Origin of the sequence: Isoptericola sp. NPDC057653 (assembly GCF_042799955.1) — a bacterium.
Classification (GTDB): Bacteria; Actinomycetota; Actinomycetes; order Actinomycetales; family Cellulomonadaceae; genus Isoptericola.
The window spans coordinates 1,852,672-1,865,639 of record NZ_JBHVHP010000001.1; the positions used below are offsets into that span (position 1 = coordinate 1,852,672).

At 77.4% G+C, this 12,968-nt stretch carries 9 protein-coding genes; 5 read left to right on the top strand and 4 right to left on the bottom strand.

Annotated elements, in window-relative coordinates:
• The first annotated feature begins 33 nt into the window (after positions 1–33).
• Complete coding sequence (locus tag ACFU9A_RS08360) at positions 34–741, top strand: FadR/GntR family transcriptional regulator (protein WP_430574767.1); 708 nt, start codon at positions 34–36, stop codon at positions 739–741.
• Positions 738–1,928: a CynX/NimT family MFS transporter gene (locus ACFU9A_RS08365; protein WP_430574768.1), complete on the top strand. Its 1,191-nt coding sequence runs from the start codon at positions 738–740 to the stop codon at positions 1,926–1,928. Before ACFU9A_RS08360 ends, ACFU9A_RS08365 begins: the two co-directional genes overlap by 4 nt.
• Before the next feature lie 10 nt (positions 1,929–1,938).
• Here the strand turns inward: ACFU9A_RS08365 and ACFU9A_RS08370 are convergent, their stop codons facing one another.
• Both ACFU9A_RS08370 and ACFU9A_RS08375 read right to left on the bottom strand, forming a co-directional pair.
• Positions 1,939–2,235, bottom strand: a complete 297-nt coding sequence (locus tag ACFU9A_RS08370; RefSeq protein ID WP_430574769.1) for a DUF1905 domain-containing protein — start codon at positions 2,233–2,235, stop codon at positions 1,939–1,941.
• Between the two features lie 105 nt (positions 2,236–2,340).
• A complete protein-coding gene (locus tag ACFU9A_RS08375; protein ID WP_430574770.1) occupies positions 2,341–3,993 on the bottom strand; it encodes a DEAD/DEAH box helicase in 1,653 nt (550 codons plus the stop codon).
• Between the two features lie 293 nt (positions 3,994–4,286).
• Here ACFU9A_RS08375 and ACFU9A_RS08380 point away from each other — a divergent pair, with 293 nt between their 5' ends.
• A complete protein-coding gene (locus ACFU9A_RS08380) occupies positions 4,287–4,949 on the top strand; it encodes a ferritin-like fold-containing protein (protein ID WP_430574771.1) in 663 nt (220 codons plus the stop codon).
• Positions 4,950–4,990: 41 nt separating this feature from the next.
• Here the strand turns inward: ACFU9A_RS08380 and ACFU9A_RS08385 are convergent, their stop codons facing one another.
• Positions 4,991–5,215, bottom strand: a complete 225-nt coding sequence (locus ACFU9A_RS08385; RefSeq protein WP_430574772.1) for a DUF3107 domain-containing protein — start codon at positions 5,213–5,215, stop codon at positions 4,991–4,993.
• A gap of 204 nt (positions 5,216–5,419) precedes the next feature.
• Here ACFU9A_RS08385 and ACFU9A_RS08390 point away from each other — a divergent pair, with 204 nt between their 5' ends.
• Both ACFU9A_RS08390 and ACFU9A_RS08395 read left to right on the top strand, forming a co-directional pair.
• On the top strand, positions 5,420–8,821 hold the full coding sequence (locus ACFU9A_RS08390) for a PD-(D/E)XK nuclease family protein (RefSeq protein WP_430574773.1): 3,402 nt from the start codon (positions 5,420–5,422) through the stop codon (positions 8,819–8,821).
• Positions 8,818–12,492, top strand: coding sequence for an ATP-dependent DNA helicase (locus ACFU9A_RS08395; RefSeq protein WP_430574774.1), 3,675 nt, complete (start codon positions 8,818–8,820; stop codon positions 12,490–12,492). The genes ACFU9A_RS08390 and ACFU9A_RS08395 overlap by 4 nt, the downstream gene beginning before the upstream one ends.
• On the opposite strand, the gene cynS is transcribed toward ACFU9A_RS08395, so the two are convergent.
• Positions 12,480–12,929, bottom strand: a complete 450-nt coding sequence (cynS, locus tag ACFU9A_RS08400; protein ID WP_430574775.1) for a cyanase — start codon at positions 12,927–12,929, stop codon at positions 12,480–12,482. The two genes, ACFU9A_RS08395 and cynS, sit on opposite strands and share 13 nt — an antisense overlap.
• Between the last annotated feature and the right edge of the window lie 39 nt (positions 12,930–12,968).

Consider the following 12,968-nt stretch of genomic DNA (forward strand, 5'->3'; position numbering starts at 1 on the left):
AGGTGGGCAAACATGGGATGTTAGGCTCTTTCGGTGCCTGAACCCGACGCCACCCCGATCTCCCCGCCCCGCAAGGTGTCCGAGCTCGTCGTCGAGCACCTGACCGACCTCGTCGAGCGCGGCGAGTGGCCGGTCGGCTCACGGATCCCCGCCGAGCCGGAGCTCGTTCGCCGGCTCGGCGTCGGGCGCAACACCGTGCGCGAGGCCGTGCGCGCCCTCGAGCACGCGGGCATCCTCGAGCCGCGCCGCGGCGACGGCACCTACGTGCGCGCCGCCAGCGGGCTCGACGCCGCCATCGGGCGCCGGGCCCGCACCTCGGACGCGCTGCAGGTGCTCGACGTGCGCTCCGTCCTCGAGCGCGGGGCCGCCCGGATCGCGGCGTCGCGTCGCGACGACGGCGTCCTGGCCACGCTGCGGGGCGCTCTCGCCGCCCAGGAGGCGGCGGCACGCGGCGGCGACGAGCAGGCGTTCCGCGCCGCGGACGTCGCGTTCCACTCCGAGCTGGTCCGGTCCGCCGGGAACGACCTGCTCGCCGAGCTCTACGAGGGGATCGACCACGTGCTGGTCCGCACCCTCGCCACGGACGCGCACGGGCGCCACCACCGGGACGTGCCCGGTCATCGCGAGGTGGTCGAGGCCGTCGCCGCCGGGGACGTCGACGCCGCCGAGCGGGCCGTCGAGACCACGATGGCCGCGGTCCGCACGCACCTGGTCGACCGGTCGGCGGGTGAGGACGCATGAGCCTCCGTCGTCCGCTCGGCGCGGGGGCCGTCCTCGCCATCGTCCTCGCCGCGCTCAACCTGCGGCCGGGCGTCGTCGCCGTCTCCCCGCTGCTGGGCGAGATCCTCGCGGAGGAGGGCCTCAGCGCCACCGCCGGCGGCGTCCTCACGACGCTCCCCGTGCTGTGCTTCGGCCTCCTCGCCCCGGTGGCGCCGCTGCTGGCCCGCCGCGTCGGCCTGGAGCGCGCGCTGTTCGGCAGCCTCCTGCTGCTCTGCGCCGGCTTCGCGGTGCGCCTCGTGCCCGGCCTCGGCGCCCTGCTGGTCGGCACGCTCGCCGTCGGGTGCGCGATCGGGCTCGGGAACGTGCTGCTCCCGGCGCTGATCAAGCGCGACTTCGCCGACCGCGTGGGGCTCATGACCGGGCTCTACTCGATGGCGCTGTCGGGCGGGGCCGCGCTCGCCGCCGGCCTCACCGTGCCGCTGGCCACCGCCACCGGGATGGACTGGCGCGCGACGCTGGCCTCCTGGGGGCTGCTCGCCGTCGTCGGCGCGGCGGTCTGGGCACCGCGGGCGCTGCGCGCCGGGAGCCGTTCGGCCGCGCCGCTGCGCCCCGTCGGCGCGACCGCCGCCGACGCCGTGCGGTCCGTCTGGCGCAGCCCGCTGGCCTGGGCGGTCACGGTCCTCATGGGCACGCAGTCGCTGTCGTTCTACGCGGTGAACGCCTGGCTCCCGGAGATCTTCGTCGCGTCCGGCCGGAGCGTCGCGGTGGGCGGCTGGCTGCTCGCGCTGACCAACCTGCTGGGCATCGTCGGGTCGTTCGTCGCGCCGGTGCTCGCCGGGCGGATGCGCCGGCAGCGGGCGATCGGCGTCGTCATCGTCGCGCTCATCACCACGGGCCTGCTGGGCCTGATCCTGGCGCCGGAGGTCGCGGTGCTGTGGGTGGTGCTGCTGGGCCTGGGGCAGGGCGGCGGCATCGCGCTGGCGCTCACCCTCATGGCGCTGCGCACCGAGAACGCGACGCGCACCTCGGAGCTCTCGGGCATGGCGCAGAGCGCCGGCTACGTCCTCGCGGCCTGCGGCCCGCTCGGCCTGGGCGTCGCCCACGACGCCACGGGCTCCTGGACCCTGCCGCTGGTGCTGCTCGTCGTGGCGTCGCTCGTGCAGGGCGTCGCGGCCTGGTTCGCGGGGCGGGACGAGATCGTCCGCTGAGCCCGCGTGCTCAGAGCCCGACCGGCTCCAGCGTGACCCGCACGGTGGAGCCCGGCTCGAGCCCCTCGGCCACGCGCACCGCCTTCTTCATCGGCAGCACGTAGCCCTTCTGCTCGTCGCTGGGGAACACCGACGTCGACCACGTGGTGGCGCCGACGGTCACGGTCACCTTGATCGACCCGAAGCCGCGCGGCGGCAGGGGCAGCTCGGCGAGCGTGTCGGACTCGTCGGGCGGCACGGTGACGAACCACCACGAGTCGGTCCGCACCTGCCACTGCCACAGCGGTGCCGAGAACGTCAGGCGCATGCCTGCACCGTACGGCGCACCCCGGACACGCATCGAGCGTGCTGACCTGATCCTCAAACCCGCGGTGTGAGGATCAGGTCAGCACGCTCGATGCGTCCCTGCTGGTCAGCCCTCGGTGGGGGCCTGCGGGGCGGCGGAGCCGCCGCCCTCGACCGGGCGGCCGCCGCGGGTGCGGCGCCGGTTGCGGCTGCGGCTGCGGCCCTGGCCGCCCTCGCGCTGCTCGCCCCGCCCGGCGGAGCCCTCGGTGGCGTCGGACGACGCGGCGTCCGAGCGCTGGCCGGACCGCGAGCCGGACCGGGAACCGCCGTGCCCGCCGCGCGAGCCTCCGTCGCGGCGACCGCCGTCGCGGCCCCCGTCACGACCGTGCGACGCGCCCGAGCCGGTGCGCTTGCCCGTCTCGCCGAGGTCCTCGAGCTCCTCGGCGTCCAGGCCGGCGAGCTGCTGCTTGTCCTTCGGCAGGCGGCCCTTCGTGCCCTCGGGGATGCCGAGGTCGGAGAACAGGTGCGGCGAGCTCGAGTACGTCTCGACGGGCTCCGGGAAGCCGAGGTCGAGCGTGCGGTCGATGAGCTGCCAGCGGGGGACGTCGTCCCAGTCGACGAACGTCACCGCGGTGCCCTGCTTGCCCGCGCGGCCGGTGCGGCCGATGCGGTGCAGGTAGGTGCGCTCGTCCTCGGGGCACTGGTAGTTGACGACGTGCGTCACGTCGTCGACGTCGATGCCGCGCGCGGCGACGTCGGTCGCGACGAGGACGTCGATGTGGCCGTGACGGAACGCGCGCAGCGCCTGCTCGCGGGCACCCTGGCCGAGGTCGCCGTGGATGGCGCCGGCGGCGAACCCGCGGTCGCGCAGCTCGTCCGAGACCTTCGCGGCCGTGCGCTTGGTGCGCGCGAACACGATGGTGCGGCCGCGGCCCTCCGCCTGCAGCAGGCGGGCGAGCACCTCGACCTTGTCCAGCGCGTGGGCGCGGTAGACCACCTGGCGGGTGTTCTTCACGGTCGCGCCGTCGTCGTCCGGCTCGGCGGCACGGATGTGCGTCGGCTGCGACATGTAGCGGCGGGCCATCGAGACGACCGGGCCGGGCATCGTCGCGCTGAACAGCATGGTGTGCCGCACGGCGGGCGTGCGGGACAGGATCTTCTCGACGTCGGGCAGGAAGCCGAGGTCGAGCATCTCGTCGGCCTCGTCCAGCACGACGGTGGCCGCACGGGTGAGGTTGAGGTGGCCCTGGTTCAGCAGGTCGACCATGCGGCCGGGCGTGCCGACGACGACCTCGACGCCCTGGTTGAGCATCTCGATCTGCGGCTCGTACGCGCGGCCGCCGTAGATCTGCGCGATCCGCACGGACCGCTTCTTCGACGCGGTGGCGAGGTCGTTCGCGACCTGGACCGCGAGCTCGCGCGTCGGCGCGACGACGAGCGCCTGCGGCTTGCCGGGGGCCGGCAGCTCGTCGTAGCCGGGCTCGCCCGGCGCGACGACGCGGTGCAGCAGCGGCACGCCGAAGCCGAGGGTCTTGCCCGTACCGGTCTTGGCCTGGCCGATGATGTCGTGCCCCTGCAGCGCCACCGGCAGCGTCATCGCCTGGATGGGGAAGGGGTGGGTGATGCCGGCCTCGCGCAGCGCCTCGACGATCTCGGGGCGCACCCCGAAGTCGGCGAACGAGACGTCCTGCGCCTGGATGGCGGCGGGGGTGGAGTAGTCGGGCTCGCCGGCGGCGGGAGCCGTGGCGGCCGCGGTGGCGGCGGGTTCGGTCGTGGTCACGGGTACCTTCGTCTGCTCGTCGGCGCGCGCGAACCGGGCTCCCGGACGGGCCGGAGGGCCGCCGACGGGCCGCACTGTTCGGGTCGCAAGGAGCGCCGAGGTGGTCGGCAGCCGATCGTGGAAGAACGTCGCTCAGGCCTCACGGGGGTCCGTGGGCCGCTGCGGTCGAGTCAATGCGTGACGACCGGGCAACCGAAGTACGCCCCCCATGGTACGCGACGGCGGCCTCCTGCGGCGTGGCGTGGCGCGGGACACGCCGTGGCGCCTCGCGCCCGCGCACCTATCCTGGGCCGGTGAACGAGCAGCGGAGCGCCCCCGACCCGACCCTCACGACGCTGGTGGGGCTGGCCGGCTACACGGAGCTGGCGGCGTTCGGGCTGCTGGCGAGCCGCTCGGTGGACGCGCCCGACCTCGCCACCCGCCAGACCCTGGCGGCGGCGGCCGGCGAGGCGCTCGGCCGGCAGGCGCGGCTGCTCGCCCTGGCCGACGGCGAGCCCGCCGCGGCCATGGCGCCCTTCGACGGCGCGCTCGCCGACTTCGACGCCCGCACCGCGCCGTCCTCCTGGGCGGAGGGGCTGCTCAAGGGCGTCGTCGGTCTCGGCGTCGCCCAGGACCTGTGCCGCGAGCTCGCGGGCGGCCTGCCGGGCGGGCGTGGCGACTTCGTGCGGGCGGTCGGCGAGCCGCGGCCCGACGACGCCGCCACCGCGGTGCTCGCGGGGGCGGCGTCGGCGGACGGCGTGCTGGCGGCGCGCCTCGCGCTCTGGGGCCGTCGCGTGGTGGGCGAGGCGCTCGGCCTCGTGCCCGTGCTGCTGGCGGCGCACCCGCCGCTGGCCGCGCTCGCGGCCGGGGCCCGGGAGGCGTCGTCCGACGGCGGGGCGTCCGCGCAGGCGTGGCTGGTGTCGCGGCTCACCGCGGAGCACACCCGGCGCATGGACCGGATGGGCCTCGCGGCCTGACCGCTCCCGCGGGCGGGGCCCCGAGGGGCCCGCCCGGGGCGTCAGAGGGCGCCGAACCCGACCTTGCGCTGCTCCTCGGCGCCGAGCTCCACGTACCCGATGGTCGCGGTGGGCACCAGGATGGTGCGGCCGCGCGAGTCGGTGAGCTCGAGGACGCCGTCGTCGGCGATCGCCGAGCGCACCGCGGCGGTCACGTCGTCCGCCGTCCCGTCGGTCTCGATGACCAGCTCGCGGGCCAGGTTCTGCACACCGATCGTGATCTCCACGTTGTCTCCTTCGCGAGCCGCGCCGGCCGTGCCGGCGCGCGTCTGTCGGCCGTATGTCTGCCCGGTCTCCCGGACGTCCGGATCGATCCTAGTCACGGCGGCGCCGCGGGAAGGCCCAGCCGGGCCTTTGTCAGCGGAGGGTGAAACCGGCGGCACCGCCGGGCGCGCGCCGGGGTGTCGGTGGGGCGTGGTCGAATCGGTGCCGTGACGTCAGCGCCCCTCCTCGCCCCGCGGCTCGTGCCGCCGGCGCCCGCCGACGTCCCCGAGGCCGACGTCGTGCTCGACGCCACGCAGGAGGCCGCCGTCGGCGCCGCCCTCGAGAATCCCGTGACGCTCGTCGTCGGCGCGCCCGGCACGGGCCGGACCACGGTGGCCACGGCGGTCGCGGTGCGGGCGCTCGGGTCCGGCGACGAGCCCGACGGTGACGCCGCGCCCCTCGACCCGTCGCGCGTCCTGGTGCTGGCGGCGTCCCGCCGGTCGGCCGCCCGGCTGCGCGACCGCGTCACGGCGCGCGCGGGCCGCACGGTCGGGGCGCCGATGGTGCGCACGGCCGCGTCCGCCGCGTTCGCGGTGCTGCGGACGCGCGCCGCGGCGCACGGGGAGCCGGCCCCCACGCTGGTCTCCGGGCCGGAGCAGGACCTCGTGCTCGCCGAGCTGCTCGAGGGCCACCTCTCGGGCGAGGGCACGGACCTCGACCTGCCCGCCGGGCTGCCCGAGGACTCCCTGGGCCTGCGCGGGCTGCGGCAGGAGCTGCGCGACCTGCTGATGCGTGCCGCCGAGCGGGGCCTCGGGCCCGTGGACCTCGACGAGCTGGGGCGCCGGCACGACCGCCCCGAGTGGGTGCTCGCCGCGCAGCTGTACGAGGAGTACCTGGACGTCACGACGCTGCGGCTGGGCACGCCGGACGCGGGTGCGCGGTACGACCCGGCCGGGGTGATCGACGAGGCGGCGCACGCGCTCGCGGGCTGGGACGACGAGCTGCCGGACGTGCCGCGCCCCACCTGGGACCTCGTGGTGGTCGACGACTACCAGGAGGCGACGGTCGCCACCGCGCGCCTGCTGCACGTGCTGCACGGGGCGGGGGCCCGTCTCGTCCTGCTCGCCGACCCGGACTCCGCGGTGCAGGGCTTCCGCGGCGCGTCGCCCGGCCTGGTCGGCCGCGCGGCCGCCCCCGCTCGGGCGGGCGTGGTCGGGGCGTTCGACGCGCGCACCGTCGTCCTCGGCACGGCGTGGCGCCAGCCCGACGAGCTGCGCGCGGTGACCCGCGCCGTCACGGCGCGCATCGCCACCGTCTCCGGCGCCCTGCACCGCGGCGCGACCGCGCGCCCGGACGACGAGGAGGCCGAGGAGCGTCCCGCCGACGGGCCCGCGGCCGCCGAGCAGGCGGGAGCCCGGGAGGCGGAACCGCCGGGCGTGCAGGTCGCCGTGCTGGCCGGCCCGGCGCAGGAGGCCGCGTACGTGGCGCGCGAGCTGCGGGCCGAGCACCTGCTGCACGGGACGCCGTGGGAGCGGATGGCGGTCGTGGCGCGCAGCGGCGACCGGCTGGCCTCGCTCCGTCGTGACCTCGTCGCGGCGTCGGTGCCCGTCGCGCTGCTCGGCTCGGACCTGCCGCTCCGCGACGAGCCCGCCGCGTCGCCCCTGCTGGCCGCGCTGCGCGTGTGCGCGGCCGGGGGCGGGGTCGAGCGGCTGATCGCGGACGAGCTGGGGGAGCCGGGCGTCGGCTCCGCGCTGGATCCCGAGACGGCGGCGCTCCTGCTCACGTCGCCCGTCGGCGGGCTCGACGCCGTGGCCCTGCGCCGGCTGCGGCGCGCGCTGCGGGCGGAGGAGCTGTCGGGCGGCGGCGGTCGGTCGTCGGACGCGCTGGTCGTCGAGCTGCTCGACGACCAGGCCCGCGCCGAGACCCTCCCGTCCGTCGTCCGCCGCGGCCCCGTGGCGGTCGCCCGGGTGCTCGCCGCGGGGCGCGCGGCGGCCGCGGAACCGGGGGCGACGGCGCAGACCGTGCTGTGGGCGGTGTGGGCGGCCACGGGCCTCGCGGACCGGTGGCGCGACACGGCCCTCGCGGGCGGGTCCGCCGGCGCGCGCGCCGACCGCGACCTCGACGCCGTCCTCGCGCTGTTCCGTGCGGCCGAGACCTACGTGGACCGCATGCCGGGCGCCCCGGTGGCGGCCTTCGTCGACTACCTCGCCTCGCAGGACCTCCCGGCCGACTCGCTCGCGGCGTCGGCCACCGGCGCCCGCGCCGTCGAGGCGCTCACCCCGGCGGGCGCGGCGGGCCGCGAGTGGGACGTCGTCGTCGTGGTGGGCGTCCAGGACGGCGTGTGGCCGGACCTGCGGCTGCGCGACTCGCTGCTCGGGTCGCAGGCCCTGGTCGAGCTGCTCGCGGGGCGGTCCGACGACGCGCACGGGATGGGCCCCGAGGCCCGCCGCCAGGTGCTCGCCGACGAGCTGCGCGCGTTCGCCGTGGCGACCTCCCGCGCGCGGCGCCGGCTCGTCGTGACGGCCGTGGAGGACGCCGAGGACGCGCCGTCGGTGTTCCTCGACCTCGTCGCGCCGCCCGACGACGATGCCCGTGCCGACGGCCCCGACCCGCGGCGCGTCACCGTGGGCCCGCCGCTCGACCTGCGCGGCGTGGTGGCGGAGGCGCGCGCGACGCTGGTCCGCGCGGCCGGGGCCGACGCCGACCGGCCCGTCGACGTCTCCGAGAGCTCCGAGGGCCCCGCTCCCGACGGGCCGGCGGGCGTGGCGGCCGCGCTGCTCGCCGACCTCGCGGGCACGGGGATCGCGGAGGCCGACCCGCGCACCTGGTACGGCGTCGCCGCGACGTCGAGCGACGCGCCCCTGTGGGGGCCGCGGGACGAGGTGACCGTCTCGCCGTCGAAGGTCGAGACGGTGAGCACGTGCGCGCTGAAGTGGGCGTTCGAGTCGGCGGGCGCGACCGCGCCCGACGCCACCCACCAGACCCTCGGCACCCTGGTCCACGCGATCGCGGAGGACCTCCCGAAGGCCTCGCTCACGGCGCTGCGCGCCGAGCTGGACCGCCGCTGGCCGGAGCTCGCGCTGCCCGAGGGCTGGCCCTCCCGTCAGCTGCGCCGGCGGGCCGAGCAGATGATCGAGCGCCTCGCGGCGTACTACGCCGGGGCGGGCGACCCGCTGCTGGTGGAGCCCGACTTCGACCTCACCGTGGGCCGGGCCCGCCTGCGGGGCAAGATCGACCGCGTCGAGGACGCGGGCGAGGACGGCGTGACGGTCGCGGACCTCAAGACCGGCCGGACCGCGCCCGCGCGCGCCAAGGCCACGGAGCACCCGCAGCTCGGCGCCTACCAGCTGGCGGTGTCCGAGGGCGCGCTCGACCTGCCGCCGGGCACGCCCAGCGCCGGCGCCCGCCTGGTGTACGTCGGGACGCCGACCGTGGCCCCCACGCTGCGCGACCAGCCCGCCCTGACGGTCGAGGCCGACGGGTCGAGCTGGGCCCGCGCGCTGGTCGAGAGCGCCGCCGACACGATGGCGTCGGCGCGCTTCACCGCGCACGAGAACGACCTGTGCCCCATGTGCCCGGTGCGCCGGTCGTGCCCCGTGCAGCCCGAGGGAAGGAACGTCGTCGGATGACCGACCGCAGCACCGGGCCGGCCGCCCCGGACCCCGACGACCTCCCCGGCGAGGGCCTGTTCGACGACGGGCTGTTCGACGACGCGTGGGTCGCCCTGGGCGAGCCCGCCCGCGAGACGGAGCTGGGCTTCCCGGAGCTGGCGTCCGGCGCCGCGAGCGCGGCCTCGCCCGACGCGGTGCTGTTCGACGACGCGGCGCTGGTCGGCGGCGCGCCCGCGGGGGCGGCGTCGCGCGACGACGCCCCGACGACGCCCCGCCTCTCGGCCCGGGAGATCGCCGAGCTGCTCGGCCGCCCCGCGCCCACGGACGAGCAGGTGGCGGTGATCGAGGCGCCGCTCGACCCGGTGCTGGTCGTCGCCGGGGCCGGCTCGGGCAAGACGGAGACGATGGCGGCCCGCGTGGTGTGGCTCATCGCCAACGACCTCGTCGCGCCCGAGGAGGTGCTCGGCCTCACCTTCACCCGCAAGGCGGCGGCCGAGCTGACCCAGCGCGTGCAGTCCCGCCTCGCGCAGCTCGCCCGGGCGCAGGGACGGGCCACCTCGGGGCTCGACCTGCTCGCGCGGCCCACCGTCGCGACCTACAACGCGTACGCCGCGTCGCTGGTCGCGGACCACGGGCTGCGGCTCGGCATCGAGCCCGGGTCGCGGCTGCTGGGCGAGGCCAACCAGTGGCAGCTCGCGGCACAGGTCGTGGAGTCGTGGGCGGACGACCTCGGCACCGACCGCGCGGTGAGCACCGTCGTGGGGGCCGTGCTGTCGCTGTCCGGCGAGCTGGGGGAGCACCTGGTGCTCGTGGACGTCGCGCGCGACGCCCTCGCGGACGTCGTCGCCCGGCTGGACGCGCTGCCGCTCGGGCCACGGCAGAGGAAGCGCACCAAGGAGATCCAGGGCCTCGTCGACTCGGTGGCGGAGCGCGGCCGGCTGCTCGACCTCGTGGCGGAGTACCGCCGCCGCAAGCGCGTCGCGGACGCCCTCGACTTCGGCGACCAGATCGCGTTCGCCGCCGAGCTCGCGCGGTCCGTGCCGGCGGTCGGGGCCACGGAGCGCGCGCGCTACCCGGTGGTGCTGCTGGACGAGTACCAGGACACGTCGTACGCCCAGGTCGAGCTGCTGGCGGGGCTGTTCGGCGGCGGCCACGCCGTCACCGCCGTCGGCGACCCGCACCAGTCGATCTACGGCTGGCGCGGGGCGTCCGCCTCGGGCCTGGCGCGCTTCCCCGACCGGTTCCGCACTCGGGGCGGGGCGCCCGCGGTGGTGCGGTACCTCAGCACGTCGTGGCGCAACGACGCGGCGGTGCTCGCCGCCGCGAACGTCGCGGCCGGGCCCCTGCGCGAGCGGGCGCGGCACACGGGCACGGGCGTGGACGTGCCACCGCTGGACCTGCGCCCCGCCGCGGGCACCGGCACGGTGCGGGCGCACGTCGCGGCCACGAGCGAGGAGGAGGCCGAGGCGGCGGCCGAGTTCGTCGCGGCGCGCTGGCGTCGCGCCACCCGCCGCGACGGGTCCGACCGCGTGACGGCCGCCGTGCTGTGCCGGGCGCGGTCGCAGTTCGCCGCGGTCGAGGTGGCGCTGCGGCGCCGCGGGCTGCCGGTGGAGGTCGTGGGCCTCGGCGGCCTGCTGACCACGCCGGAGGTGGTGGACGTCGTCGCGCTGCTGGAGGCCGTGCACGACCCGTCGCGCGGCGACTCCCTGCTGCGGCTGCTCACCGGCCCGCGCGTGAGCCTCGGCGCGGCGGACCTGCACGCGCTCGGCTCGTGGGCGTCCGACCTGGCGCGGGCCGACGGCGCCCGGCCGGGTGCCGCCCGCGGGGAGCCCGACGGCACGGACGGCGACGCCCCGGTCGTGATCGAGGGCGACGTGGTCGACCACCGGTCGATCGTCGACGCGCTCGACGACCTGCCCGCCCCCGGGCGGCCCGCGCGCGACGGCCGGGTGCTGTCGGCGGCCGGGCACGGCCGGCTGACGGCGCTGGCGCGCCTGCTGCGCGAGCTGCGCGGCCTGACCTACCTGTCGCTGCCCGAGCTCGTGGTCGCGGCGGAGCGGGCCCTGGGGCTCGACGTCGAGGTCGCGACCGCGCAGGTCCTGGCGGACACGCTCGCGCCGGGGGCGCAGGCCGGGCCCGGCGCCCCCGGGGTCCTCGGGGCCGCCGCGGCGGGCGTCAGCCTGCGCGGCCGCGAGCACCTCGACGCGTTCCGCGACGTGGCGGCGAGCTTCGCGCAGTCGGCGGACGTGGCGACGCTGGGCGCGTTCCTCGCGTGGCTCGGGGTCGCGGGCGACCAGGAGCGTGGGCTCGACATGCCGGTCCGCGAGCCCGACCCGGACGCGGTGCAGGTCATCACCGCGCACGCGGCCAAGGGCCTGGAGTGGGACGTCGTCGCGGTGCCCGGGCTGGTGGACGGCGTGTTCCCGAGCCAGGCGGAGTCGTCGCAGGGCCGGCTCGACGGCGGCTGGCTCACCGATGTGTCGTCCCTGCCCTACCACCTGCGGGGCGACGCCCCGGACCTGCCGGAGTTCACGTGGGCGGAGGCCTCGGACACCAAGGACCTCGCCGCCCGCCGCGACCAGTTCCGCGCGGACTGCGGCGCGCACCGCCTGGCCGAGGAGCGCCGGCTGGCGTACGTCGCGTTCACCCGCGCGCGCCGGGAGCTCTTCCTCACCGCGCACTGGTGGGGCACGGGCAGCTCGCCGCGGCGCGTCTCGCCCTTCCTCGAGGAGCTGGTCGTCTCGGGGGTCGTGGACGCGAGCGGCTGGGCGGACCAGCCCGACCCGGCGGCCGGCAACCCGCGCGACGCGGTGGAGCACGCCGCCCCGTGGCCCGCGCCGGAGGACGGCGCGGAGCCCTCGGCGGACGGTACGGCGGACGAGGCTCCCGGCCCGACGCCGCGCGACCTGCTGCGGCTGACGGCCGCCCGGGTGGAGGCGGCCCGCGCGGCGGGCGGGGGCGCGGCGACGGGTGTGCTGCGCGACGCGTCCGGCCGGGACCTCGTGGTCCTGGCCCGCACGCTGCTCACGGAGCGGGGGGAGCGGGCGTCGCGCGAGGTGGAGATGCCGGCGCACGTCTCGGCGTCGGGCCTGGTCCGCCTCGCGGGCGACCGGGACGGGTTCGCGCTCCAGCTGCGCCGCCCGGTGCCGCAGGAGCCCACGGTGCACGCGCGCCGCGGCACCAACTTCCACGAGTGGGTGGAGCGGTTCTTCACGTCGTCGTCGCTGGTCGACGTCGACGACCTGCCCGGAGCGGAGGACGGCGAGATCGCGCCCGACGTCGACCTCGAGACGCTGCGGCAGCGGTTCCTGGACTCGCCGTGGGCGGCACGCGCCCCCCTCGCCGTCGAGGTCGACGTGGAGACGCCGGTCGCGGGGGTGATGCTGCGCAGCCGGATCGACGCCGTGTTCGCGGACCCCGAGGCCGCGCCGCCGGCCGACGGCGCGGCGCCCGCGGTCGTCGTCGTGGACTGGAAGACCGGCCACGAGCCGCGCGACGCGGAGGCCCGTTCGGCCCGCGAGGTGCAGCTCGCGGTCTACCGACTGGCCTGGTCGCGGTACACCGGGCTGCCGGTGGACCGGGTGTCCGCCGCGTTCGTCTACGTCGCGAGCGGCACCACCGTGCGCCCGCGCCGGCTGCTCGACGAGGCGGAGCTGGAGGCACTGGTGCGCGGGGATCACCAGCGGTAGTCGAGGAACTTCCCGTCGAGGGTCACGACCACCCGGTCGCCGTCCGGGTGCGGGCGACGCGCGATGTCCACCTGGAAGTTGATGGCGGACATGATGCCGTCGCCGAACTCCTCGTGGATGAGCTCCTTGAGCGCGGGCCCGTACACGGCCAGCGCCTCGGTGAACCGGTAGATCGTCGGGTCGGTGAGCACGGCCTCGTCGCGCAGGCGGTACGGCTGCAGCCGCAGCGCCTCGGCGACGTCCTCGCCGAGGCCGAGCAGCGCGCAGGCGGCGGACGCCTGGTCGGCGCTCATCGGGTGGTTGCCCAGCAGCGCGGCCGTCGTCCAGACGAGCGGGGTGCCGAGGGCGTCGGCGATCTCCTGCCAGGCCAGTCCGGAGCGGATGCGGGCGGTGACGACCTGCTCGGCGGCGGCGGCCTTCGTCATGATCGGGTCCACGGGTGTCCTTCGTTCGGGATGACGGGTCGGCGGGGAGCG